Origin of the sequence: Phnomibacter ginsenosidimutans (genome assembly GCF_009740285.1) — a bacterium.
Lineage (GTDB): Bacteria > Bacteroidota > Bacteroidia > Chitinophagales > Chitinophagaceae > Phnomibacter > Phnomibacter ginsenosidimutans.
This window is the reverse complement of the sequence record NZ_CP046566.1, coordinates 77,911-103,850: the sequence shown is the minus strand read 5'-3', so window position 1 is coordinate 103,850 and position 25,940 is coordinate 77,911. Positions and strand designations below refer to the sequence as shown.

Below are 25,940 nucleotides of genomic sequence, written 5' to 3'. Positions count from 1 at the left end.
AAAAAACCTCTACCACATGTCATCTCGTCGCCAATTTATCAAAGCTTCTTCTATGGCCAGTGCCTCGCTGATGCTGGGTGCCGCCGGTTTTAGTGCCCGCAGCTATCGCCGCATCATCGGTGCCAACGATCGGGTGCGGGTGGGCGTAGTGGGCTTTTCTGACCGATTCAAAGACACACTGGGCCCCTGCTTTATGCAACACCAGCAGGCACAAAACTTTGAACTCGTAGCCGTCAGCGATTTGTGGAAGCTGCGCCGGGAGCAAGGCGTGGCCTGGCTGAAAGCCAACAACAACGACGCAACCGTTCAAGCTTTTGCCAACAACGAAGCCTTGTACAGCAGCAAAAGCGTAGATGCAGTGATTGTAAGCACCGCCGACTTTCAGCATGCGCTGCATGCCATAGAAGCCGTACAGGCCGGCTGCGATGCGTATGTAGAAAAACCATTTGCTGAAACCATGGCCGATAACCGGGCAGCACTCAAAGCCATTAAAGCCAGCCAGCAAATTGTACAAGTCGGTTCGCAGCGGCGCAGCGGGCCCAACTATCATGCAGCCAACCGGTTTATCCGCAGCGGTCAGTTTGGGCCCATTACCATGGTAGAGCTGGTGTGGAATGTAAACCAGCCCGGCCGCTGGCGCCGCCCATCGCTGGTAGCCCAATGCCAGGAAAGAGATACCGATTGGAAACGCTACCTCATGAATCGTCCCTTTGAAAAATGGGATCCCCGCAAGTACCTCGAGTACCGTTTGTTTTGGCCCTACTCATCGGGCATGCCCGGCCAGTGGATGTGCCACCAGATAGACACCGTGCATTGGTTTACTGATTTGCAACACCCACGGAGTGTGGTGGCCAATGGCGGCATTTATGCATGGAAAGATGGCCGCCAAAACTGGGATACCATGACGGCCGTTTTTGACTACGGTCCGGCGGATGACATGCGCAATGGTTTTCAGGTGGTGTTTACCAGCCGCATGCACAACAGCACGGGTGGCATGAGCGAAATTTATTACAGCAACGGTGGCGAACTCAACATGCTCACCAATAAAGTATCGCCGAAGGGTGGGTTGCAAAAAGCAGAAGCAGCGGCCATGGGCATGGCGCCCAACCTGCTGCCCGAAAGCGATTTGAATGCACAGGCTGCAGCTGTATCGGTAGCTACAGCAGCCAATATGGGTGCCGACCCGCTTACCAGCATGCACATGCTCAACTGGATGGAATGTGTTCGCAGCCGGCAGCAACCCAACGCCCCTGTAGAAGCAGGTTACTACCACTCCATTGCCAGCATCATGACCAATGCAGCGGTGCGTACCGGCCAAAAAGCCAGCTTCGACAGCCAGCGGCAGGAAGTGATGGTGGGTGGAAAAGTGTTTGAATTGTAACGTGCATTCAACTCTTTACCAATGAGGCAAGTGGTGATGTTGATGATGTGTTGTATTGGCTTTGCTTGTAAGTCAAAGCAGGCTTATGAGCAGGCCAAAATGACGATGGATCAGATTGTAGAAAAAGACATTTCTGATCCTTCCAATACATTACTGCCACAGGTTACAACTTTAGACTTGCAATACATAGCATGGGGTTGTGCATGTGCCCAATGGATTACAACTGCAGACTTTCGTAAATACGAGAGTAGCGACTTGGCATCACATTGTATCTTTTTGGAGCCAGCTAATGATTCACTGTCGCGGTTATTGAATTTTTTTGATGCTTCACGACATAAAGCCACGGTGGTAGGTCAGTTTTATGAAAAGCCGGATTACCCAAAAGGAACCATTCAAGGAGAAGAGAAACTTGACAGAGCAAAAGTGTTTCGTTTTACCAGTCTCCGAATTTCCGAAAAAGATAAAATTCCTTTCCTTCCAGCTGAAGATACCGTGATGACTTTTACTTTCAATGCCATTAGTTGCACCTGTGCACAATGGTCTGCGGTAAACGCAACCGGCATTAAAAAAGAAAAAGAATACTACTATTTGGAGCCGGCCAACAATCGCTTGACAGTTGCAGATGATTTGTTTGATGGAGTACATTTACCACTAACGATAAAAGTAAAAGGGCAAGTGGTTTCCAATGCAGGTTATCCAACAGGTTTTGCTCCAGCAAAAGGTAATCCCGAAGCGGCTACTGTTTTCAAATACAGAAGTATTGAAGTAGTAAAATAGTCTATGCTGCTACCTGCACTGCTGCCCAAGGGCAGGGGGATAGAACGGGTAGCTGGCCTGAGGCACGAAGGCCACTACAAGTGATAGCCCCAACGGTAGCTGATGTATGGACTTAGCTGATTGCCCCAAATAAAAAAAGCCCGATAGTTCTTCACTATCGGGCTTTGTATTGATGTAAAAACGTTTGGCTTAGTAGCGTTTTTTGCCGCCGAATTTATTGTTGCGATTGTTGCCGCCACCGCCGCCGTTGTTGTTGCGGTTGCCACCACCGCCACCATTGTTGCGGTTGTTGCCACCACCACCGCCGGGCCGGTTCTTTTTAAACTTGTTGTTGCGTTTGATGGGGGCGTAAGAATCTTCGTCGCGGAAAGGGGCGGGACGATGCCGTACAAATGGCGTATTGGTAAAAGTGAGTTCGCCTTTGGTAATGGCATCGAGCTCCTGACGAATGCCATCGTCGTGTACCAGCTCTTTGTGCCAGGTGCTGTAGGCCAGCTTCATGTAGTGAGCAATGGTATGGGCAAAGCCACTCTTTTTTCGGGGTCGGTTTCTACCATGGCCTTGTCGATGAGGCGTTCGAGATTTTTGCCGAGGTGGTTGTATTTGAGCCGCGACTTGGGGTAAGGCAGCGGGTCGGGCTTGGCATGGTATTCTTCGGGGGTAGGCTTGCCGTAGGGGCTTTCTACATCCAGTTTAAAATCGCTGATGACAAACAGGTGATCCCACAGTTTGTGTTTGTAGTCTTCTACCTGTTTCATTTGTGGGTTGAGAAAGCCCATGAGTTCTACGATGGCTTCGGCATTGCGTTGGCGTTGCTCTTTGTCTTCTACGGTAAGTACATACTCCACCATCTTTTTCACATGGCGACCATACTCCTTCATTTGCAGAGATCCTCTGCCGGTATTGTATTCCATACTAAGTATTGCTGTGTAATTGCTGCAGGCGCTAATGTGTGTGAGGGCAAAAGCCCGCTGGCCTGTCAGATGTAATACGGCCCGTTCTGTTTGCGGCCGTGGGTCAAAAATAGGGCATTTGAGCATGCAGTACTCAAAATGACTGCAAATGCGGCCCTTACCTTTGCGGCCCATGCGCATCCTCATTCATACCGGAAGTATACAGCTGCAACAGCAGCCCATGCTGGAGGCATTGCTGCTGCAACTCAGCACTCAGTTTGAGCAAACCACATGGTTGCTGGCAGGTACTACAGCCCCGCCACAGGCGCTGGCAGCTGAGGTACAATGCTTGCCGCTGAAGCAGTCGAAGCTGCCCCTCTTAGGAGCCGTTCAATACAAACGCCAGCTGCAGCACATCATTCAGCAACAGCAGGTAAACATCGTGTTGCAATGCGATGCGTGGATACCCGGACTTGGTTATCCGCAACTGTGGTTGCGGCCCGGCTTTAGTGCTGTAAACGGCCTGCCTGCCAAATGGCCTTCGCCCTGTGCCGTGGCGCTGAGTGCTGAATTTCAGTTGGGCCAGCGGGTATTGCCTGCGGGGGTAAATGCCCACTACATAGGGCTGGCAGCACATCCTGCAGCACAGGCCCTTGCCTGGGCACAACGGGAGCAGTTGAAGCAAACACATGCCGGTGGGCTGGAGTATTTTTTGAGCTATGGCAACGCTTCGGGTGATGAACTGGTTGCCTTGCTGAAAGCCTACTCCCAATTTAGAAAGCGTCAGCAAAGCAGCATGCCCCTGCTGATAGCACTGCCGGGCCATGCGCCGGCAGATTTTGCCGACAAACTATCTACCTACAAATACCGTAGCGATGTGCAGGTGCTGCCGCAATGTACCAGCCAACAATTGTGGAGCCTGAGTGCTGCCGCCTATGCGGTGCTGATTACGCCGGCTGTGCCAGCCTGGAACATGCTGAGTGTGCTGAAAACGGGCACAGCCCTGCTTACCCCCCGCAGCACAGTAAGCGAAGCCGCCTGTGGCCCCGCTGCCTACCTGCTGCCCGGCTGGGAAGAAGCCCAACTGGCACAGGCCCTGATGCTGTTGTACAAAGACGAAACCTACCGCAGCACCCTGCTGGCCAATGCGCAACACTGGCTGGCAAGGCACCCGCTGCCGATGCTGGCAGACAGGCTCATGCAGGCTTTGCAAACGACCTGCGAAAACTAAACTGCGTTTGCCGCTACCAACGGATATTTGCTGCCGCAAAAAACACCTGCAACATTTTTAATCAACTACATACATGAAACAATCAACCATTACGATAGGCGTACAGCTCGATGAGCAGAAAGTACCTGAAAATATTTTGTGGAACGCCACCGACAGCACCGCCACCGATAGCCAGCCGGCCAAAGCCATGATGGTGAGCTTTTGGGATGGCGCCGACAAAGCCGCCCTCCGCATCGACCTGTGGACCAAGGAAATGATGGTGGATGAAATGGGCGATTTCTTTTACCAAAGCCTCATGGGTATGGCCGACACTTTCGATCGCAGCACGGGCCAACATGCACTGGCGCATGAAATGAAACACTTTGCACAAGACTTCTTCAAGAAGTTTCAGGAGAACCTGCGGCAGCAAGGATAAAGGCTGCTCACGGTTTTTAGGCTGGTTCCCCTATTTTTGCCAGCCCAAATCCGGGCGTGGTGAAATTGGTAGACATATCAGACTTAGGATCGACGCCGCGAGGCATGGGGGTTCGAGTCCCTCCGCCCGGACAAAAAAGCATCAACAGTAGTTGGTGCTTTTTTTGATGCCTGCATTGGCAGGGCCCGTACATTTATTGCCCCATATCAGTGGGATGTAAACACGATTGCATGCGTTGGTTTTGGAAATGGTACTTATGGAGTGAAGACTGGTCTACACAAGGCGAGTTTCCGTATCACCTCAAAAAGATGGTGATTATAGTTGGGCCGCATACCCATTGGAAAGATTTTATTATTGGTGTGGCGGTACGCAGTGCCTACCGCTTTTCGTATGTCAAGTTTTTGGGCAAACAAGAATTGTTTAAGCCGCCGTTTGGTTTCCTGTTTCGCTGGCTAGGCGGCACGCCGGTAGACCGCAGCAACAACAACAATCTGGTAGATGCGGTGGTGCAAAAGTTTAATGAAAGCGAAACCCTGGTGATTGCCTTATCACCCGAAGGCACCCGCAAAAAAGTAGACAAGCTTCGTACAGGTTTTTACCACATTGCCAGGCAGGCCAATGTGCCCATCCTAATGGCGGGGCTCGATTTTGCCAATCGCAAAGTCATTTTTTCCGAACCGTTTTATACCACCGAAAACGAAGAAGCCGACTATGAAATCATCCGGAGTTTTTTCCGGCCCATACAAGGCAAAATACCGGAGCAGGGATTGATGCATTTTTAAACTTGCAGCAAGCTTCCTTCGTCTCACCCGCATGAAAACACTGCTCACCACACTTTGCTGTGCCCTCCTTTCTCTACAGGCGCTGGCACAGTCTTTTGTTACCGACACTTTTACGCTTACAGACAACAGCCGTCAACGCAGCATTCCGGTAAAACTATACCGGCCTGCTACGCTCAGCGGCTTGTACCCTGTGGTTATTTTTTCGCATGGTTTGGGTGGCTCCAGAGAAGCTGCCGGCTACCTCGGCGAAGCATTGGCCACGCATGGGTATGTATGTTTTTTTATACAACACCATGGCAGCGATGAAACCGTATGGAAAGGAAAACCACTTGCACAGGCAGGGGCAGCTTTGAAAAACTCTCTGAAGAACCCCGCCAACTTCACCAACCGTGCCGCGGATATTCCATTTGTGGTGCAGGCATTACAACAATTGCAGCAGCAAGATGCCACATTGAAAGGCCATCTGGACCTGAATAATATTGGTATGGCTGGTCACTCTTATGGTGCCCGCAGCACCATGATTGCAGCCGGTGAATTGTTGGGTGGCCGCATTGATCAATATGCTGTGCCACAAATAAAAGCAGGGCTCGTACTAAGCCCCAACACACCAGAAAAAGTGAATGGCAATTTGAAAGATTATTATGCCAACATCCGCATTCCGCTTTTTCACATGACGGGCACCAAAGACGATTATCCGCTGGACAGAACTGGCAATTTTGATCCGGCGCAACGCAAGGAACCGTATCAAAATATCAGCACCAGTCCACAATATTTGCTGGTACTCAACGGTGCTACCCATGCTACGTTTGGCGGTGGTAGCAGGCCCAGATTTGGTGCTGCCAATCCGCGGCATTTATCGGCCATTAGTACAGGTGCTATTGCCTTTTTTGATGCCTATTTAAAAAACGATAATCAGCAATTGCAATGGTTGCAGCAGCAGTATAGCAGCAGCTTACAAAAGGGAGATGAGTTTGCTTACAAAGCAGCTACTGCGGCACAATAGTGCGGTGCTTACTCTTCTTGAATTTTTCTTGCAGAATAACGCCCATAGGCTTACCCGATACCTTACCTTCTAACCAAGCTAATGATATCGAGATATGCAAAAGACCGGGTTTCATAGCGGTCTTTTTCAAACTGCTTGATTTGAGCCAACAGTTTCTCCAGTTCAGGTTTTAATTGCCTTGGAGAAAGGTGAATGTTTTTACGCAGGAAAGTAAAAATGGCTTCTTCTACCGCTGTCAGGTTTTTCATTTTGGCCATGAAGCGGTACACCGATTTGGCCAGCGATTCGATAATCATATCATTGCCCAGCTCATAATGCGCCATCAGGTGCATGAGTCTTGCATAACTGTGCAGATCGTAACGAAGATCGAGCGGTTCGTGTATGATGTTTTGGAGGTAATCAATAGCGGCTTTAAAGTTGCCGTAACCAAAGTGCAACGATGCTATTTTATAGTTGAACACCAACACCCGATGTTTATCGAGGTGCAGCTCAAACTTGCGGATGTTTTCTTCAATAATGGGCACTTGCTGCAGGCCTTCTTTAAATGTACCACACATCAGGTGCCAGTTGATGCGGGCACTGGTGATGTATATAAAAGAGTGGATGCGAAAGTTATCGTGCTGCTGGCAAAGTGGTGAATGATAAAAATCGACAAACACTTGCAGCGTTGCTTCAAAGGCCTTGAAGTTGCGCAAATCGAAATGGGCATTCAGCAAGTTGTGCAAGCCTTTGATGTAGTGTCCTGTTTCTACTTTGATGCGTACCGGATCTTCATCAAACAAGCTCACCCATTTGTTGGCATAGCGGTAATACATCAAAAAATCCTGACGGATAAATGAGTACCAACAATAACTCTGGTACAGGTACAGCCGCTCATAAAAACCGGTGAAGCTGTGGGCATTTTCCGGCAGGTTTTCTTCAAAAAACTGTTTGATTTTTTTCTCTTCTTCGAGGTTGAGTGCATGCCCGTTTTGAATGTAAAAACTATACATGCGAACTGCCAGATTACTCAACCGAAATACCTGGTAAATATGAGCACTTACTTCAATGGCTTCGTTGGACAACTGCTCTGCCCTTTCGTGCATGCTGCGGGTAATGTAGAGGCCTTCAATTTTCTTTTCCAGTGAAATAACCTGACTCAGAAAATTGTATTTGCCATGTGTAAAGCCAATTTCCTTGGCTTTTTCCAGAAACTTCATGCTTTGGGCAAACAGGCCTTTGTTGTACAAAATGCGGCCATAATCCAGCATTTCGTTCAACTGAAGCTCCACACTGTCCTTGCTTTTGAGGTCTCGCAGGCTGGCCATGATTTGCTTGTACAAATGCGTTTTCAGGTTGGCCAGCTGTGGTTTTTCTACACCGTCGAGTTTTTTGAGGAGTTGCCGCTCATCGTACTCCGTCATTTTATCCAGCGCATCAAACAACCGGACGATTTTCAGGTCTTCCCGGCTCGAATTTTTTTGATGTACAGCTTGAAATGGCGCTTTTCCGCCTTTTCCATAGCATGTATCAACTGAAATAATATGTCGGTTTGGCGGTTGGGCATCATGTGCTATTGAACCTGTATCCCTTGCAGCACAAGGCTTTCAGGCTTTTTTGTGTTGGTTTGACATCATCAAATGCAAGCCAAAATTAGCTTGTAGCGGGCATTTTGGGGTAGTAATATTGCATTGTGAATGTGAACAACGGGTAACACCGGAGTGAAAATCGAAAGAGCACAATCACCTCCAAAAGAGATTTCGAACTTTTTTTCATATGGCAAGCAATCGTTGAGGTCTTCTGTTTCTACAGAAGACCTTCTTTTTTTCGCCATTTTCCCATGCAGTTCCGGGCTCATTTTTTTTGCTTATCGTGACCTTTGTCATGGTCAGTAGTTGAATGATTGTTGTTGCTTTGTACTCATGTTTTTATACCGCTTCTTTCGCAGTTTTTTTCGTACTGCCAGTTTACTTTTCGTCATCGTTATTCATGTATGCTCCACTGCAAGTGCACAAATGCCTGCACGTCAGGTAAAGCATAATTTCCATACATGGACAAGCCTCAACAGCACCATGCGCTTTTCCAACCGGTGGGGCATGATGGCCGATATACATGTTCGCAGAAACAATGGGGTGAAAGATCCCAGTTTTTACTTCGCCAGAATTGGTGCTAACTATTGGCTGAATGAGAAGATTAGTTTTTCATTGGCCTACGGCCATCTTTGGCTGGCTCCAAGCACAGCAGGCTGGAAAACATTTGGCGATGAGCATCGCATCCATCAGCAAGCACAGTATGCAGGAGCTCTGGGAAAAGTTGGTATGCTACAACGCATCCGCAATGAACAACGCTGGGTAGAAAAAATAGCCAATGATAAACCTACCGGTAAATGGCGTTTTACCAATCGCTTTCGTTACCTCATCAATTTTAATATTCCGCTCAACAACAAACCGCATCGTTTGTCGCTGGTACTGGCCGATGAAATTATGATGCAGCAAGGCAAAGAAGTGGTGTACAACTCACTCGATCAAAACCGCATCTTCATTGGGATTCGGCAAAACCTCGGCCATGCGTGGAGCTACGATGCCGGCTACATGAACGTATACCAACAGAAATACAGCGGCTATCAGTACGACATGAATCATACGTTCCGGCTGTTTTTTTACTACACGCCCGATTTCAGAAAATCGAAAACCGTGGCCATGCATGTGCCCAATCTGTCCGACGAGTAATCAGGATTGCTTGCTTTTCTTTTTAGCAGGTTGCTCTTCTGCCAGCAACGCCGTTTTTATTTCCTGCAATTGCTGGCGGGTAGCATCGCTTACCGCAGGATAAGCCAGATGCAATTTTTCAAATTCAAAAGTGAGTACTGCGCCCAAACACAAGCGGGTAAACCATTTGTCGTCGGCTGGCAGTACAAACCATGGCGCTTCTTTGGTAGATGTGGCCGCCAGCATTTCTTCGTAGGCTTGCATGTACGCATCCCAATGCTGCCGCTCTTGTGCATCGGCCACAGAAAACTTCCAGTTTTTTTCGGGGTTGTCGATGCGTTCAATAAAGCGTTTGCGCTGTTCATCTTTCGATACATGCAAAAAGATTTTCAGGATAATGGTGCCGTTATCAATCAAATTTTTTTCGAAGCGGTTGATTTGCTTGTAGCGTTCTTCCCAAAAAGATGACTTAATGTCTTTTACCGAATTGATGCCGGGAATATGCTCGTTGAGAATGTACTCCGGATGCACCCTCGTCACCAATACATTTTCATAATGGCTGCGGTTGAAAATGCCGATTTCGCCACGGGCAGGCAAGGCTTTGTAGTGCCGCCACAGGTAGTCGTGGTCGAGCTCTTCTTTCGATGGCGTTTTAAAGCTGGTCACTTTTACACCGCTGGGGTTTAGGCCGCTCAGCACATGTTTTACAGCGCCATCTTTACCGGCAGCATCCATGGCTTGCAGTACAATGAGCACACTGTACTTATCCTGCGCATACAACTTATCCTGCATTTGTGACACATGCTCCAGCCCTTCTTTCAGCAGTATTTCGCCTTCTTCTTTGGTGAGTGCTTTGTGGTCGTAATCTGTAGCAAAGTCTTTGCGGAGATTTACTTTTTTACCGGGCTTTACCCGAAGGGTTTGCAGGTATTGCTCAAACCACTGACGCTTGTCTGTACGCTTTTTCATAGGGTAGTTTTAAGATGCATCGCTTGATGCCTTTTAAAACTACAGCAAATGCTGCACACTCTGCACTAATGCAGTTCGATAGTGCCTACTTCCGGTATATTAATGAGGTGCAAGGCAATGTGTTTTTTGTGCGCCTTTGGTTTGAAAGATTGAATGATCTCCAACACATCCTGATCGATATATACACTGCTGCCGCCGTTGATGGTAAGCTCTGCGTATTCAGGAATACCATCGAGTGTTTCGAGTAGCTTTTTCTTGTTGAGAAAACTCACATTCGAAGCCAATTCAATGTGTATTTCATGCAGGCCGTTGTGATGTAAGTGCTGCATGGTAAAACCTGCCCTGTAAGTATGCTTAATGATGAAGTACACCGCATACACCATGCCAATGAGTACACCAATCAAGAGGTCGGTAAAGAGGATGGCGACAATGGTAAAGATGAAGGGCAAAAACTGTTCGCGGCCCTGCTTGTACACCGCTTTTATCATAGATGGTTTGGCCAGGTTGTAACCGGTGCGAATGAGTATGACAGCCAAAACGGTGTACGGAATATTATTGATGAGTGGCACCATCAACAACACTGCCAGCAGCAACCACACCCCATGCAAAATGGCCGACATGCGGCTGCGGGCACCAGCTTCGGCATTGGCCGAGCTGCGTACTATCACTGCTGTAATAGGCAAACCGCCCACCAGCCCGCTGAGCATATTGCCCGCACCCTGTGCCATCAGCTCCCTGTTTTGTGGCGTCAGCCGGTTGTAAGGGTCCAGCTTATCAATGGCTTCAATGCTCAGCAATGTTTCCAGCGAAGCCACAAAACAAATAACCACTGCATAGCGCCAAATTTTGGCATCGGAAAGCAAGGCACTGAAGTTGGGAAAACGAATTTCATCGGTAATGCTGGCAGGCAACTGCACGTATTGCGCAGGCTGCAACTGCAGGTATGGAATGCTGTTGTTGAGCAACAACGCCAGCAAACTGCCCAGTACCACCACCACAAATGAAGATGGCAGAAACGATACTTTCTTAGCCGCCCATTTTTGCCAGGCCCACATCATGAAAAACGAACCGGCAGCAATTACCATGGCACCGGGAGTCAATGCTTCGTAAAAAGATTTGACCTTGGAAAAGCCATGCGTAAATGTGAGCAGGTTAAACAATTCGTTGGTCCAGAAATCGGGTTTATCATACCCTATAAGCAAGGGTACCTGCTTGGCTATGAGCAACACGCCAATGGCGCTGAGCATACCTTTGATAACGGCAGAAGGAATAAAATGGGTGAAGCCACCCAACTTGAGTACGCCCAGTAAAAATTGTAATACACCTGCTACCGCTACAGATAAAAAAAGATTTCAGGAGCACCCAAATCGGTAATGGCCGAAGCACAAATGGCCGTAAGACCGGCAGCAGGGCCACTCACACTGAGCTCCGACTTACTAAACAAAGACACCACGATACCACCAATGATGCCCGCTGCAATGCCCGCATACACCGGCGTACCCGACGCCAATGCAACGCCCATACACAAAGGCAGTGCTACAAAAAAAACAGTGACGCTGGCTTTTACATCGTGACGCAGCACAGAATGCAACAAAAACTTATTGCGGCGGCTGATAGAAAAAACGGACATGTGCCAATAGGATTGATGGATGCAGCAAGGTATATACTCTCTACCTGTTGTGATATGATATCTTTCATACACAAAAAAATCCCGATAGCTGTTGCTACCGGGATTGTACAGCGGTTGTATAATATTTTACTGCTTGATGAATGCTTGTTGTGCATTGCCCAGCACACAGTAGTAGGTTCCGGATGTTAATTGTGCTACCGGAATTTGCACCTGGCTATTGGCAGCTACCATCATGCGGTACACTACTTGTCCGTTGGCTTGTACTATGCGCAGTTCGCCAGCGGTGGGTGCTTGCACAGTCAGTTGGTTTTGTGCTACAGTCGGGTACAATTTAAATGTGCCTGATGTAGCTGCTCCCAGTACCAGCACATGGCTGAAAGAAACGTTGCCGTTGGATTGTAACATTTTCAAGCGATAGTACAAAGTGCCTGCAACGTTTGTGTGCTGGTATTGCTTACGGGAAGATGCAACCGCCACGCTATGCTTGTACAAATCAGTAAACCGAATACCATCTGTACTCACTTGCAACACTACCTGGTAGTGAGCAGCTGTAGCATCAAGTACCCAATTGAGTTCGTTAGTAGCCCCCGCTTTTTTCCCGGTGAAGCTATTGAGTACAACAGGTAATGTACCACCGGCAAATATGCGGCTGGCATACAAATCATAATTGCTGTTGCGGTTGTCGGCCCATGCTACAATAGCACCATTGCTACCATCGCTTACCAACACCGGATTGTCTTGTCCGTTAGCCGCATTGGCTACCACCACACCGTTGGTTGTCCAGGGTGTGCTGCCATCTGCACTTACTCTTGCAGCATACACATCGTTGTTGCCGTTGCGGTTGTCTTGCCATGCAATGATGGCCCCACCTGTACCATCGGTTACAATTTGTGGCAGTTGCTGGCGACCTGCCGAAGTACATACAGGCAAACCCGTTGTGTAGCTCGTCCACTCAAATGCACCGGCACTGTTTACCCGCTGGGCGTAGATATCAAAGTTTGTAAATGAGCCGCCATCACTGCGATAGTCGAACCAGGTAATGATGGCGCCGCCATTTCCGTCGCTTACCAGTTTGGGATCATTTTGATAATTGGCCGCTGTGCAAATGGCGTTGCCATTGCTGTTCCATTGAACTACGCCATTGTTGTTGATGCGCTGCATGTACACATCGCTGCTGGTGCCGGGGCGATAATCTTCCCATACAATCAAAGCACCGCCTGCACCATCGGCCAGCAGTTCAGCATCGCCCTGCATGCCCGAAGCTGTGCACACCGCCACGCCATTGGCTGTCCATTGCACAGCGCCGGTTGCATCAATCCGTTGTGCGTAAATGTCATAGTTGCTGCCACCACTGCGGCTGTCTTGCCACACCACTATTGCACCACCTGCTGCATCTGTTGTCATTTTTGGATATAACTGATACCCCGCTGCATTGCTGATGAGTACGCCATTGGCAGCCCATGCTGCAGTACCATCATTGTTTATTTTTTGCATGTACACATCGCTGTTGGCACTGGTTCGGTCATCGTGCCATGCCACCATGCAAACACCGCCACCAAGGTTGAGTACATTGGGGTTGTATTGTGTACCAGTAGCATTACAAACAGCTACGCCATCTGCTGTCCAAAGTGCATTGCCATTGGCATCCATTCGTTGCATGTAAATATCCTGATTAGCGCCACGGTTGTCTTGCCATACAATAAAAGCACCACCGGCAGCATCACTGTATATTGTTGGAAAATTTTGGTTGCCTGGAGCGGTACAAACGGCTTTGCCATCAGCATCCCACAGTACTTGGCCGGCTGCATTGATCCGTTGTGCATACACATCGCCTTCGCCACTGCGCCAATCACTCCATACAATGATGGCACCACCTGCACCATCGGTAGTAATGGATGCAGCGTACTGCAAATTGGCTTGAACTGAAATGGGATTGTTGAGAGATGGATCGTTGTTCCACTGTGCGGATGCCTGCATGGCCAGCAGCCCGCAGCAGAGGGTAAAAAATTGCTTCATGCAAAATGAGTTGAACTTTCTGAAATAAGGTGGCGCAAAGAAAGGGAGTTCTATGAATGCTACTGCCCTATTCCATCATGCACAAAAAATCCCGGCAGTTTGCACTACCGGGATTCACTTATTTAGGCAACAGCTTACGCTTCACTCTTCATCGACTTAGCAATGCGGTTGCGTTCGTGTTCATCCAAAATCACTTTGCGCATCCTTATGAAGTTGGGTGTTACTTCAATGCACTCATCCTGCTGAATGTATTCCATACACTCTTCCAAAGTGAGCAGCGTTTTGGGGGCAATGCAGGCTTTGGGCACATCAGTTGGTACGCGACAAACTGGCGAGTTACTGCGATCCTGAACATACCGTGTTGAACATCACCAACTATGGAAAATTTTGGATACTTCGAGGAGGGTATACTTCATTTCTCAGCGATCAGCATGTTTTAAAAGAGAAGCCTCCTGCTAATGAAAAAGACCAGCAAAAGGTAGAGCTCCTGGAAGCCCGGCTTAAACTCACTCATTACCGCCTGGTTGGATTTTGGATTACCCTGGTTATTTCGCTGGTTGGATTCCTCTTATCAGTCATCAACCTGTACCTGTATTTCTCTAAAAAATAATAGCCGCAGCAAGCAATTACTACGGCTATCGACTTATACTTCATTTGGTGGTTACATTTCATCCTGCGATGGACCGTAAGTGCCCGGTACTTTACAGCCTGCTGCCCTCAGGTATACCGTAAACTGTCCGCGGTGGTGCTACAAGTGATTCATCAGGAAGGTTCTGATGGCCTGCACCCGGGGCATTTGCATCAAAACCTGGCCACCCATACTCATGGCCCAGGTTTCCATGAAAACGCTATCATCGGGTACACTTTCCAACGCAGCAATTGCCTTGGGAAGGTTTTCTTCAAATTTGGCTACAATATTGGAGGCTTTGCTTATGTCTCCTTTATCGTATTTGTAAGTGCCCATGTCAAAATTGTTGGTAGAAAATGTGTCGGTGTACCAGTTGTAGGTTTCGGCAATATGACTGGCTAATTGCGCCATGCTCCAGTTCTTATGATCAGGTTTGTATCCCAGCGATTCATCGGTCATCGCTTCCAGTAATTTGCGGGTGTTGCCAGCTTCGTATTTGAGCTCGGCAAGAAAGGCTTCTTTCATTGACATAGTAAAAGGGTTTAGTGCAGTAAAATACAAAACACAGGAGTCACCTGAAACCCTTTCAACGCCAAAATGATGAATGGTTGTAGTAAGTTTATTTGGAAGGCTGCTGTACCGATTGCCACAGGTCAGCCAGCGCTTTATTGGGGAGCCAGCTGCTGATGAATTGATCGGTTTTTTTCCAGCTCTCCGCAGGCTCAATGTTCAATGAAGGCTGGAGGCCTATATAACCCTGCTGCTGGTTGATGGGTTGTAGCTGACCATTGGCAAAGCGAGTTCTTAGTATAGCATCGAACCATTGAAGGGCCATTTCTTTCGATCGGCCTACGTCATGGCCAATCCCTGTTTCCTGCGCCCATGCCCAGCAGGCGCCAATACGCCTGTTGAGCGCATACACGCCTTTTACTACGGTGGAGCGGTATTCCATGTCCTTCTCACCGGTAAAGAACAGCGCTGGCACATTGCGGGTAGCCACCGGCGACATGGCGGTGTAGTAAAACCCGCCTTTGTTTACTACAAACCCAATGATACGGTTGGGTTTCCAGCAGGCCATTTCATAGTTAAACTGCCCACCGGCACTCATGCCCCAAAGCAGCATGGGCGCATTTGCCAATGCAGGATGGCCGCTTTTTACAGCCAATTGCCTGAGTGCTTTCAGTAAAGTGTCGCCACTGCCTGCAGGCACATACATGTACTCTTCAGCCATCATGAATTCGTGTGGCTTATCGGTAAAATAACAACCAACCAATGCGAGTTGATTTTTGGCGGCAAAGGCCTGCCATTGCGGGTCATCCACTTCTGGTCGTCCGTCGCTGTTACTGCCGGGCATCAGTACCAGCCATGCTTTCAGCTGCCTGGCTGTATCAGCATGCCACATTCGAAACATGGCTTTGTCATAATTTCTGCCAGACCTATAGCTGGTATCGTATGAAATGGCATTGGCACTCATGGAGAAGGCGATGAGCATTGCCATGATGATGATTCGCTTCATTTTCTTATACTTTTTGCTTGTTCTGCTATTATGGTTTGTTTGTTTTTGCCGACACCTGTTATGGTTAGTTTTTTCCAGTGGGCAGGCAGGGTGGAAGGCATTTGCGTAACGCCTTTACCAGTAATGTCGAGACCTCCAAAACCGAACAGCACGGCTTGTAATACGCCGCCTGCTCCGGTTAGAAAATAGGGGTTGGTGCCGCCTTTGAATTCTGCCATCACCCTGAAGGGCGGGTTGAGATTGGGACGATAAGCATCCTGGAAGAAATGCCATGCCTTTGCACTATCGCCCAGCCTGCTGTAGAGCAGCGAAAAGATGGCCTGCGTCATGGCAGGAGTGCCTGAAACCGGCACACGGGTTTCATAATACTCGAGGTCTTTTCGAATCTGTGCAGGCTGTGTTATTTCTTTCAGCGGGAATGCCAGCAGGTTTACATCGCCCTGCTTGATACCACCGCCATTGTAGGTGGAATGTTCTTTAGTTACACCATTCTCAAACCGCAGCACCGGGATGTTTTTTGCCACCAATGCCCAATCGGGGTCAGCCGACTTTCCAAGCAGTGCGGCGGCTTCCGTTGCAATCAGCAGGTTGGTTTTGGCGGCGGCATTGGTGAAGGCGTCATTGTCTACATTCTCGGCCCATTCATCGGCTGCCACCACATTGTTGATGTCGTACTTGCCCGGCCCATTTCTTTCTACCCTGCTGCACCAGAATGCTGCGGTAGCTTCAATAATTGGCCACCCTTTTTCATGCAGCCAGTCTTTGTCTTGTGTTACACAATAATATTGCCAGGCTGCCAGCGCCACACAGGCGGTAATGTGGTGTTCGAATGGTCCTGATAAGGCCCACACAGGCGTTTCTTCATATCCCGACACTGCGCTTTCCCAAGGGTACATAGCTCCTTTGTAGCCATGGGATAAAGCATTTTGCTTAGCCTGTGGCAATCGCTGAAAACGATACTCGATCATCGACCCGGCCATGGAAGGCTGCAGCAGCGCAAGCACGGGGAACATCCACACATCCGCATCCCAAAACACATGGCCGTTGTAGCCTTGCCCACTAAGCCCCATTGGAGAAAGAGAATAACCAGTGCCGGGCCGAATGCTGGCATACAGGTGGTACAGCATGTTTCGGATATCCTGCTGGCTTTGTGGATCGCCTTCGATGGTAATGTCACTTTTCCAGATTTCATCCCAGGCTTTGTTGTGCCCGTTCAGCAAACGGTTGAAACCTTCGAGGCGGGCATAAATGGTGAGGCGTTCTGCTTCATTGCGTGGATCGGGATGATGGGCCGAAGTAATGGAAGCACCAACAATACCAAAACGGTAAGTTTTGCCTGAATCCACCGTTGTTTGAAACCGCATGAAATGGCGGCCATCATCGGGTGTCTGGTGAATGATATCGGGTTGTGATGCTTTGCTTCCTTCAAATAAAAAGCTGGTGGTAGCACATAATTGCAACGCACCGGTTGGGCTTTGCGCCAAACTGGTTTGCAAAGGGAACCCGACATGACTGCGATCAATTTCCTGGAAGTATTGTTGCGTATTTCGCAGCTCTGCCGGTGCCTGCAAAATGCTGGATGCACCCAGCGAAATATTTCTGAGGGCTTTTACTTCCACATCCATCAGCACACAATACGGCAAGTGGCGTAGCGCATAATAGGTATACTTCACTTCCGCTTTGCCGGGGTATTGAAAACTTACCTCAAAACCGCCATTCCTGGCATTTAGCTGTTGCCGATAGTTGATGATTTCCTTTGGGTTGGGTGACCTTCCATCAATACGCAGGTCTGCCTGCAACAGGTTGAAGCTGTTGATGAAATTGCTGACCCTGCCACGGCCATAGCTGTCGTAAGCGCCGGCCAATACCACGTTGTTTACCTTGAATGGCTCAGGTGATGAAATGATACCGATCATTCCGTTACCTGAAGTAATGCCGAAGTAACCGGCACCAATAGAATCTGCAGCAATGCGCCATGCATCCTGGGCAGTTGCCATTACAATCACACCACTCATCAGCAGGGTGATGAGTATTTTTCTGCTACACATAAATTGAAGGGAATAAAAAAGGATCCGGGCCTAAGCCCGAATCCCTGTGGTTAAAACGACTGCTAATAGCCTGGATTTTGTTTGAGATTGGGGTTGGCTTCCATGGCGCTGATCGGGATCGGCAACAGGATTTTGTAATCAGGCGTTACCGACGCTTTTTGGCTGCGTGCTGCAGTATAGGTGCCGAAGCGGATCATGTCAGTACGGCGATTGCCTTCCCAGTAAAATTCGTAGCCACGCTCTTTCAAAATATCTGAAAGCGCTACTGCTGCCAGTGCAGGGCGATTACGCTTGGTACGCAGCGTATTGATGTCGGACAATGCACCTGCATTATCACCATTGCGCAATTTTGCTTCAGCCCTCATGAGGTAAGTGTCGGCCAAACGATAGTAAGGAAAGTCGTTGCCTGCAGCACCAGTGTTGGTTGTGCTGGGGTTGGGTGCGAACTTTAATACACGTACACCTTGCTGTTCTTTCGAGTTGCTGATGCTGAAATCTTTGGTGAAAATGAGGTCTTCGCCGGTTCTTGTTTTAAGTGCTACACCTGCTGGTGAATACTGCTGACCAATGAGCAGTCCCTGGTTGAAGCCAAGAGCTGCTTTGTTACGTGTGTCTTTGAAACGCACATCAGTAGTATCCCAGGTATTTACAAATTCGGGAGAAGTACAACAGCCATTGAAGAGGCTGGCGAAGTTGCCAAACTTCTGGTTGTAGTGCAGCGTGATGCGCACCCAATCAGCACCGGTCAGTGCAATGGTTTCATCGTAAATAACCGACAAGATCGATTCTGTGGAATGCAGGTATGCGCCATTGTTGTACTGGAACATAGCCCAGTAATCATCGGCCAGTTTGTAATCGCCGCTGCTGATGATGGCATCGCATTGTGCGACAGCTTCAGTCCACTTGGCGGTGCCGGTAAGCACCTGGTGGTTGAGGTATACATTGGCCAGCAACATTTGCGCAGCGGCCTTCGACACACGACCGTAAGGCAGCTGTGATTTAGTTTTCAATTGGGGAATGATCTCATTCAGCTCCGCAATAATGCGGGAAACGGCCTGCTGGCGATCGAGGATCTGTGGGTACGATGAATAATCATATTCTTCAGCTTCGCGGAAAGGGAAATGACCGAAGTTGTCTGCCAGGCGATACATACACAATGCACGAATGAATTTCACTTCCGCGATGTAGGTATTCACTTTGTCATCACTTGGAAATTTGGTGAGGTACATGAGTGCCACATTGCAACGGGTGATGCCCAGCATGAAACTGTTGAAAGTGTTGCGGATGTATGAGTTGGTAGCGGTGTACTCATGCGTGTACAAAGTTTGCAGATCAGGGCTCACCCAGTCGCTTCCGCGGGCAGGCCATGCCAGTTCGTCGGTAGTGCCTTCCAGTGTACCCCACACACCACTACGGTTTTGCAGGTCGCGTAGGTAGGCATACGCCGGCGATACCAGCGATTCCATATTCTTTGGATCCAGCACAGCCTGGGTTCCATCCTGTTCGTCGAGAATCTTTTCTTTTACCGAACATCCTGCCATGCTCACAAGGCCGGCAGCGAATACTATATAAAAAGCTATTTTCTTCATGGTGAACTTGCGTTGTTGTGAGGATTAGAATTCTACGTTTACACCGGCAGTAATGGTGCGGGCCTTCGGATAGGTGGTCCAGTCAATACCAATGCTGGGCACTCCGTTTGAGGCATGGTCCGCATTTACTTCGGGGTCGTATCCTTTGTACTTCGTTATTACAAACAGGTTGTTTGCAGACACATAAGCTTTCAGGCTCTTCATCCAGCTGATGCCAGCTGTATTGAAGCGGTATCCCAGCGAGGCGCTTCCCAGTCGGAAGAATGAACCAGGCTCAATAAAGCGGCTGCTGTAGGTGAGCGTTCCATTCAGGTTTTCAGGAAGCGTAATGGCATCCTTTGTAGCATTCCATTCCTTCATGATGAGGGTGCGCTGGTCCAGGATGTTGCCGGTGTTGTTGTACACTTTGTTGCCATACACTCCGTTGAAGAACAAGGCCAGGTCCAGCTGCTTGTAACGCAGTGACGTATTGAAACCGTAGTTGAATTTCGGCATGGCATTTCCCAATACCTGCTCCAACTCCTTGCCATCCTTGTCTTTCTCGAAAATGCTGTTGCCGCTGGCATCAAAGCCCAAAAACTTACGTCCCCAGAAAGTGCCGATGGGTTCGCCACTCATGATCACTTGTGAAGAATAACCAGTGATGCCTGGGCCGCTGGGGCTACCGGTGGTAATGCGGCTCATAGGCAGGTTCTTCACTTCATTGCGAATGGTAGTGAAGTTTACACCGGCATCCCAGGTAAAGTTCCTGTTGTTGATGAGTGTTCCATTCAGCACCATTTCAAGTCCCTTGTTTACGATGCTCATATTGTCCACGTTTGTCCAAACCGAAGTGGTAGGCGCCGGCGCAATAGAATACACCTGCAGCAGCACGTCGGTGGTCTTTTTGTTGAACACATCAATTGAACCGGTAAAGCGATTGCGCAGGAAACTAAAATCGAGGCCGAGGTTTAACTGCTCGGTTTTTTCCCAGCGGATATCCGGGTTGGGTGTACGGTTGAGGGTGATGCCCGCTACTACGTTGCTGGCCGATCCGTCAAGAATGGCACCTCCGGTGGTACCCAGCAATACCTGTGAAATCTTGTTGGGGATTTCCTGGTTACCGGTGATACCCCAGCTCAAGCGCATTTTCAGATCACTGAGGGCCGTGAAGTTTTCCATGAACTTTTCCTTACTCAGTTTCCACGCAAATGAAGCAGAGGGAAAGAAACCATACTTATTGTTTTCACCAAACTTGGTAGAACCATCAGCACGCAGGGTAGCAGTAAACAAATATTTATCAGCCAGGTCATAGTTCACACGGCCGAAAAATGACTGCAGTGCGTTTTCAGAGATGTCTGATGAAACAATGGCGCGGGTGTAGTTTCCAAACGAAAGTTCATTGAGGTAGTCAATGCCTTCCACTGTAAAACCGTCTACACTCAGCGTATGCACGTAATTGTTGAACTTTTGGTAACTGTGACCAGCCAGCACATTTAATTTGCTGGACTTACCTGCATTGAAATCATAGGTGATGAAGTTTTCAATGAGGCTGCTGTTCATGGTAACGTCATTCACATTGGCGGTGCCATAGTTGGTGAGGTAAATCAGCTGTTTGTTTTGAGTAACCTTACGGGTGGCTTTCGAATTGCTTACACCCACATTTACTTTATAGCTGAAGCCTTTGAAGAGATTTAATGTAGCGCTGATATTCCCAAGTATGCGGTCGGTTTGCGTTTTATCGTTGGTAAGCTCAATCATGGCTACCGGGTTGCGCACATCTTTGCTATACTGGTAGAAAGAACCGTCGGTGTTGTATACCGGGAAGGTAGGGTTCACCTTGAGGGCACTAAGCAACACGTCGCCCTCATAGCCACCCGTTTCGCCAATGGGTACTCGTTGGTCGTTGGTGCGGGCTGTAGTGAGGTTGGCTTCAAGTTTCAGTTTGTTGTTGAATGCTGCATGAGCTACGTTCACCCTTGCCGTTACTTTATCCAAACCAGTTTTGCGAATGATACCTTCCTGGTTCATATAGCTGAGCGATGCACGGTAGCTGGTATTGTCTGAGCCGCCGCCAAAAGACAGGCTATGGTTTTGTGAAACTGCGGTACGGAAAATTTCATCCTGCCAGTTGGTGTTAGCACCCATATCGCCGGTAGTGGCGCCATTGGCTTTGCGGAAGGTGCGGAACTCTTCAGCACTCAGCATGGGTAGTTGCTTGGGCAGTTCGGAGAATCCTACATAGCCGGAATAGGCCAGTTGTCCTTTTCCTTTTTTACCTTTTTTGGTGGTGATCATGATGACCCCGTTTGAACCACGAGAACCATAAATGGCGGCAGCACTGGCATCTTTCAGGATGGCGATACTTTCAATATCATCGGGGTTCAGAAAGTTGAGCGGGTTTTTGCGGGCTGAACCACCCACGCCGCCTACGCTACCACCTTCAGGCTGCAGGTCGGTAATGTCGAGTGGCACACCGTCTACCACATACAGTGGATCCTGGCCCGAACGTACAGAGTTGGAGCCACGCACCCTTACTGCAATGCCTGCACCGGGTTCGCCTCCATTTGCCATGGTAGAAACACCGGCCAGGCGGCCTTGCATCAATTCTGTGGGAGAGGTAACTACGCCCACGTTAAAGTCTTTTGTGCCAATGGCAGTAATGGCTCCCGTGAGGTCGCCTTTTTTCACGGTGCGGTAGCCTACCACCACTGTAGCGTTCAGCTCATTCGGTTTTTCCTGCAGGCTGATACTCAACTGGTGGTTCTTGCCAATGGCTACGCTGAAATTTTCGTGACCTACAAAGGAAATCAGCAATTGGTCGCCCTCAGTCACCTGGATTTTGAAATGACCATCTGCATTGGTAGTAGTGCTGTTTCCTCCGTTTTTGGAGGTCACTGTAGCCCCATTCAACGGCTGACCCGTGGTGGCCGACAATACCGTACCGGTAATGGTGATGGTAGAGTCCGCCACTTCTTCCTGCTTTGGCTGTTCTGGCTTTTCGGAGATGACGATCGTTTTTTCTACTATAGCATAGTTGAAAGGCTGATCGCTGAAACACTGTTCCAATACAGCGGTAAGCGGAAGGTCTTTGGCTTGAATGGATACCAGCTTTGCCTTAGTGAGCCAGGCATCGTTATAAAAGAAAAGGTAACCGGTTTGTTTTTTGAGCTCCGTCAATACACTTTTCAGGGAGGCATTCTTAGCTGTAAGCGTTACTTTTTGCCCATAGCCGAAGGCTCCGGCCTGGAGGCAAAAAGCGAGCATGAATACAGCGAATAATTTCATTACCAGTAATTTTTCGATCAGAGAGGTTGGAATAGCATTTCTCCTACTGCAAAAAACTTCGTTTTGCATAGTTTTGGTTGATTTTGGTTTCATCAAAAAAGGTTGGATCAGACAGTCTTTGCGGTGGCCATTTTTATCGCCGGAAGTGTTGCAGCATTTCCGGTTTTTTTTGGCCTCATAGCTTTTCAGCATTTGTTTTTCAGCATAGGCAATGTGGCTTTTTTAGTCATTTACGATAAGTGTTTTCTCATCCAGCTCAAGTTGTATACCACTGAGCTTTAATATCTTAATTATCTCACTCAGCCTGGCCTGGCGTGGCAGGTACCCGCTAAAACGATTCAGGGTTTTCTGGTTCCTGTATTCCACCTGCACACCATACCACCGCGACAATTCTTTCATGAGCAGGTGTATATCGGCATTGTCAAAATAGAACTGCTGGTTCATCCATGCCATTACTCCTTCCGTATTCACCTGGCGTACTTGCACAGGCTCGGCTCCGCGTACTATGCCCTGGTCGCCGGGCAGCAGTTGTCGCTGGCTGCTTCCGGTTTCCACCTGCACTTTCCCTTCCAGCAAAGTGGTGCGAATGGCATTATCGTCGGCATAGGCATTGATGTTGAAATGTGTGCCTAATACGGTGACTGTGGCTTTACCTTCTATATCTACTTTAAATGGTTTGGCGGCATCATGGGCTACTTCGAAGTAAGCTTCTCCGCTTATGCGCACCCTGCGTTCCTGGCCACCAAAAGCTGTGGGAAAGCTGATGGAAGAGGCGGCATTGAGCCATACATTACTCCCATCGGGTAGGGTAAGCTGGAACTGACCACCCGCCGGAGTTATCAGTTCATGGTTTTCAATAGTGGCATCATGGCCGGAATAGGATAGCTGACCCTCGCCGGCATCGAGCCGTGCATCGGCTTGCTGTAAAAAGCTTAGGTTGGCACTGCTGTCGAGCGGCACCAAGGTGCCGTCTGCCAGCCGCAGCATGGCTTTGTTGCCACCGGGCATGCGGTCATGCTTTGGTTGCGATTGATTGGTCAACTGGTCTCCGGATGGCTTGCCGGGCTGCAGGTACCACCAGGTGCCAGTTACAATCACCAGCAAAATGGCAGCTGCGGCCAGCCAGCGCAATACCGGTCGACGAACCTGGCGAACCGGGGTAATGCCGGCAGCCTGCCAAATACGTTGTTGGAGCAGGAATTCAATTTCGTAAGGATCGGGAATGTCGGTCTGGCTGGCACTGGTCTCTGCTGCCTCCATCCAGTGGAGATAGCGTTGCATCTGCTCATCGGAGGCGCTGCCATCCGCTATCCTGGCGGCTATTTCTTCCAGCCTGCTTGGTGTGCTGTTTTCACTCATTACGCATATAAGGCACTCAAGTGCCCCCTAACCCCTAAGCCATTCAAAAAAAATTATCGGGAGAGAATAGCTACCAGTAACAGCACCATGTATTCCCTGGTATGTGCCCTCAGCCGGCGCAGGGCAATGGTCATTTGGTTTTCCACTGTTTTCACAGAAATGCCCAACTTCTCAGCTATTTGCTGGTTGGTAAGACCATGGTTCCGGCTCAGTGTAAATACTTCGCGGCATTTTTCTGGAAGGCCCTCAATAGTTTGTTGTATGATGGCTTTCAATTCCCGCAGTTCGGCGCTATCCTGCCCGGTGTGGGTATAGGTGGTTTCCATCACCCAGTTGTCCAGCAGGTCTTGCCGTACTTTTCCCGACCGAATATAATTGGCCAATTTGTACTTGACTGCGGTTTTCAGGTAGGCCTGAACGGAGGTTTGTACTTTAATTTGTTGCCGCTGCTGCCAAATCCATACAAATACATCCTGTACGATGTCCATGGCGACGGCCTCATCTTTCAAAAAATACAAAGCCAGTTTGTACATCGGCTGCCAATGTGCCTTATAGAGCTGGTCAAAGGCTGCAGTATCATCAGCTGCAACCTTCAGCAGAAGGCTTTTGTCATTGTCATCCTCCGGTATGGGCATGTAACAAATGGTTTGGTAATGTTCCCGAAGGCCAAATATATACAAACTACAAATTGTGAAACCGGCTGCTTTTGGGTATCATAAGTCTATGGCATTTCACCGGCAAGGTGCAAGAGGTTTTTGAGGTAATTGTCGGGGTATAAATAGCGTTGGCTCCAGGCCAGGTTTTCGTTGCCCATTGCTGTATAGCGTTTGTTGATCAGCAGTTGGTTGATCAGGTCGAGCAGGTCATTTTCCACCCTGTTTTTCTCCAGTTCCAGGTAATTCCTTCCTTGTTTGAAATCCTGCACTACCGTGCGGATGGGTGTGGTAATGATGGCTTTGCCATGCATCAGGTATTCCCCAATTTTCCAACCCGGTGTATCACCCAGGCCATCGTCGGCCAAACAAATGTCGGTACTGCGCAAGGCCTTCATAAATGCCAGCTTCGAAGTGAAAGAATTGTCCAGTACCAGGTCGGGCGCCATTGCCTGGGTGTAGGGTTCGTTGGCGAGGCCTACTATGCTGCCTGGAAAATGACGGCGAATGGTGCGGCATATGGCAATACGGGTTTCTGATTGAATCCTTCTTCTTTCCTTCTCTTCCGGATTGGTGTGGCGGGCAGGGTCCCACAGGCGGGAGAGGTATAAAATTTTGCCACCGTTGTCCGCCACACTGGTAGGGAAGTGGCGAATGTCCATAGCGTGGTGCGACAGGTTGGTTTTTTTGGCTGTCACATCCAGTATCCGCACTATTTCCGACACTTGTTTTTTCCTGATGAGGTGCAGGCTGCCTTCCGGCCCAATTTTGGCCAGCATCTTAAAAGGCTTGTAAGAAAAATTGACCATGAGATTCAAGGGGTGCACATTTCCCCTGAAATCTTCCGGCAACAGCGATCGTTTGAAATAGCAATGGTAACGGTTGGGGTCCTCCATGAATTGAACCTGGTCGGCTCAATCCATAAAACAGGTTTTGCCGTTGATGTGCAACAAAGAGGTGGCTGGCCTGAGGCTGGTGTTGAATCGGTAGGTGAATTTGATGGTGCCGGATTCAGCTAAGTGCAGGGCACTGTATAAAAGCTGGTTTTCAAACTCTGTCCAGGTGGGTATTTCAATTTGAAGGTGTACCATGCAAT

The 25,940-nt window shown here is 48.9% G+C and carries 22 protein-coding genes, 1 tRNA gene and 2 pseudogenes; 10 read left to right on the top strand and 15 right to left on the bottom strand.

All coding sequences use genetic code 11. The features are described 5' to 3' along the window. Nucleotides 1–16: 16 nt before the first annotated feature. Both GLV81_RS00455 and GLV81_RS00450 read left to right on the top strand, forming a co-directional pair. Nucleotides 17–1,381, top strand: coding sequence for a Gfo/Idh/MocA family protein (locus GLV81_RS00455; protein ID WP_157475907.1), 1,365 nt, complete (start codon nt 17–19; stop codon nt 1,379–1,381). Between the two features lie 105 nt (nt 1,382–1,486). Beyond that, the gene (locus GLV81_RS00450; RefSeq protein WP_157475906.1) at nt 1,487–2,158 is read left to right on the top strand and encodes a hypothetical protein; all 672 of its coding nucleotides are present in this window, start codon (nt 1,487–1,489) and stop codon (nt 2,156–2,158) included. Nucleotides 2,159–2,347: 189 nt separating this feature from the next. Here GLV81_RS00450 and GLV81_RS00445 read toward each other — a convergent pair. After that, a pseudogene (locus tag GLV81_RS00445) lies at nt 2,348–3,039 on the bottom strand (DUF4290 domain-containing protein). A gap of 181 nt (nt 3,040–3,220) precedes the next feature. Here GLV81_RS00445 and GLV81_RS00440 point away from each other — a divergent pair. From GLV81_RS00440 to GLV81_RS00420, 5 genes are all read left to right on the top strand, one after another. Further along, nucleotides 3,221–4,282 (top strand): hypothetical protein, encoded by a 1,062-nt coding sequence (locus GLV81_RS00440; protein WP_157475905.1) that lies wholly within the window; start codon nt 3,221–3,223, stop codon nt 4,280–4,282. A 73-nt stretch (nt 4,283–4,355) separates the two neighbouring features. Beyond that, nucleotides 4,356–4,697, top strand: coding sequence for a gliding motility protein GldC (gene gldC / locus GLV81_RS00435; protein WP_157475904.1), 342 nt, complete (start codon nt 4,356–4,358; stop codon nt 4,695–4,697). Between the two features lie 50 nt (nt 4,698–4,747). After that, nucleotides 4,748–4,828 (top strand) — tRNA-Leu (locus tag GLV81_RS00430). Nucleotides 4,829–4,927: 99 nt separating this feature from the next. After that, nucleotides 4,928–5,479, top strand: a complete 552-nt coding sequence (locus GLV81_RS00425; RefSeq protein WP_157475903.1) for a 1-acyl-sn-glycerol-3-phosphate acyltransferase — start codon at nt 4,928–4,930, stop codon at nt 5,477–5,479. 31 nt (nt 5,480–5,510) lie between these two features. Next, the gene (locus GLV81_RS00420) at nt 5,511–6,482 is read left to right on the top strand and encodes an alpha/beta hydrolase family protein (RefSeq protein WP_157475902.1); all 972 of its coding nucleotides are present in this window, start codon (nt 5,511–5,513) and stop codon (nt 6,480–6,482) included. A 62-nt stretch (nt 6,483–6,544) separates the two neighbouring features. Here GLV81_RS00420 and GLV81_RS00415 read toward each other — a convergent pair whose 3' ends face one another. Continuing rightward, entirely contained in the window at nt 6,545–7,906 is a 1,362-nt protein-coding gene (locus tag GLV81_RS00415) for a hypothetical protein (RefSeq protein ID WP_246186141.1), read from the bottom strand. 570 nt (nt 7,907–8,476) lie between these two features. Between GLV81_RS00415 and GLV81_RS00410 the strand changes: the two genes are divergently transcribed. After that, nucleotides 8,477–9,190 (top strand): DUF2490 domain-containing protein, encoded by a 714-nt coding sequence (locus GLV81_RS00410; protein WP_197428801.1) that lies wholly within the window; start codon nt 8,477–8,479, stop codon nt 9,188–9,190. On the opposite strand, the gene GLV81_RS00405 is transcribed toward GLV81_RS00410, so the two are convergent. The 5 genes from GLV81_RS00405 to GLV81_RS00385 all read right to left on the bottom strand — a co-directional run bounded on the left by GLV81_RS00405 (nt 9,191) and on the right by GLV81_RS00385 (nt 14,092). Next, nucleotides 9,191–10,138, bottom strand: a complete 948-nt coding sequence (locus GLV81_RS00405) for a polyphosphate kinase 2 family protein (protein ID WP_157475900.1) — start codon at nt 10,136–10,138, stop codon at nt 9,191–9,193. 65 nt (nt 10,139–10,203) lie between these two features. Beyond that, complete coding sequence (locus tag GLV81_RS00400; protein WP_281350746.1) at nt 10,204–11,430, bottom strand: SulP family inorganic anion transporter; 1,227 nt, start codon at nt 11,428–11,430, stop codon at nt 10,204–10,206. A gap of 41 nt (nt 11,431–11,471) precedes the next feature. Next, nucleotides 11,472–11,768, bottom strand: a complete 297-nt coding sequence (locus GLV81_RS20915; protein WP_157475898.1) for a SulP family inorganic anion transporter — start codon at nt 11,766–11,768, stop codon at nt 11,472–11,474. Between the two features lie 126 nt (nt 11,769–11,894). Then, the gene (locus GLV81_RS00390; protein ID WP_157475897.1) at nt 11,895–13,784 is read right to left on the bottom strand and encodes a hypothetical protein; all 1,890 of its coding nucleotides are present in this window, start codon (nt 13,782–13,784) and stop codon (nt 11,895–11,897) included. A 134-nt stretch (nt 13,785–13,918) separates the two neighbouring features. Further along, on the bottom strand, nt 13,919–14,092 hold the full coding sequence (locus tag GLV81_RS00385; protein WP_157475896.1) for a hypothetical protein: 174 nt from the start codon (nt 14,090–14,092) through the stop codon (nt 13,919–13,921). 5 nt (nt 14,093–14,097) lie between these two features. On the opposite strand from GLV81_RS00385, the gene GLV81_RS00380 reads away from it, so the two are divergent. Further along, nucleotides 14,098–14,394 (top strand): hypothetical protein, encoded by a 297-nt coding sequence (locus GLV81_RS00380; protein WP_157475895.1) that lies wholly within the window; start codon nt 14,098–14,100, stop codon nt 14,392–14,394. Between the two features lie 51 nt (nt 14,395–14,445). Here the strand turns inward: GLV81_RS00380 and GLV81_RS00375 are convergent. The 8 genes and pseudogenes from GLV81_RS00375 to GLV81_RS00340 all read right to left on the bottom strand — a co-directional run bounded on the left by GLV81_RS00375 (nt 14,446) and on the right by GLV81_RS00340 (nt 25,542). Further along, nucleotides 14,446–14,937, bottom strand: a pseudogene (locus GLV81_RS00375) (DinB family protein). Nucleotides 14,938–15,031: 94 nt separating this feature from the next. After that, the gene (locus GLV81_RS00370) at nt 15,032–15,928 is read right to left on the bottom strand and encodes a hypothetical protein (protein ID WP_157475894.1); all 897 of its coding nucleotides are present in this window, start codon (nt 15,926–15,928) and stop codon (nt 15,032–15,034) included. Further along, nucleotides 15,925–17,976, bottom strand: a complete 2,052-nt coding sequence (locus GLV81_RS00365) for a kojibiose hydrolase (protein ID WP_157475893.1) — start codon at nt 17,974–17,976, stop codon at nt 15,925–15,927. The genes GLV81_RS00370 and GLV81_RS00365 overlap by 4 nt, the downstream gene beginning before the upstream one ends. Nucleotides 17,977–18,038: 62 nt before the next feature. Continuing rightward, complete coding sequence (locus GLV81_RS00360; protein ID WP_157475892.1) at nt 18,039–19,565, bottom strand: RagB/SusD family nutrient uptake outer membrane protein; 1,527 nt, start codon at nt 19,563–19,565, stop codon at nt 18,039–18,041. Between the two features lie 24 nt (nt 19,566–19,589). Further along, nucleotides 19,590–22,832 carry a TonB-dependent receptor gene (locus GLV81_RS00355; protein WP_157475891.1) on the bottom strand — a complete coding sequence of 1,081 codons (3,243 nt, stop codon included), beginning with the start codon at nt 22,830–22,832 and terminating at the stop codon, nt 19,590–19,592. Nucleotides 22,833–23,054: 222 nt separating this feature from the next. Continuing rightward, nucleotides 23,055–24,191: a FecR family protein gene (locus tag GLV81_RS00350; RefSeq protein ID WP_157475890.1), complete on the bottom strand. Its 1,137-nt coding sequence runs from the start codon at nt 24,189–24,191 to the stop codon at nt 23,055–23,057. Between the two features lie 53 nt (nt 24,192–24,244). Continuing rightward, nucleotides 24,245–24,826: an RNA polymerase sigma-70 factor gene (locus GLV81_RS00345; RefSeq protein WP_157475889.1), complete on the bottom strand. Its 582-nt coding sequence runs from the start codon at nt 24,824–24,826 to the stop codon at nt 24,245–24,247. Nucleotides 24,827–24,912: 86 nt separating this feature from the next. Then, nucleotides 24,913–25,542 (bottom strand): hypothetical protein, encoded by a 630-nt coding sequence (locus GLV81_RS00340; RefSeq protein ID WP_197428799.1) that lies wholly within the window; start codon nt 25,540–25,542, stop codon nt 24,913–24,915. 27 nt (nt 25,543–25,569) lie between these two features. Here GLV81_RS00340 and GLV81_RS19065 point away from each other — a divergent pair, with 27 nt between their 5' ends. Continuing rightward, nucleotides 25,570–25,863 (top strand): hypothetical protein, encoded by a 294-nt coding sequence (locus tag GLV81_RS19065; RefSeq protein ID WP_197428798.1) that lies wholly within the window; start codon nt 25,570–25,572, stop codon nt 25,861–25,863. The last annotated feature ends 77 nt before the right edge of the window (nt 25,864–25,940 follow it).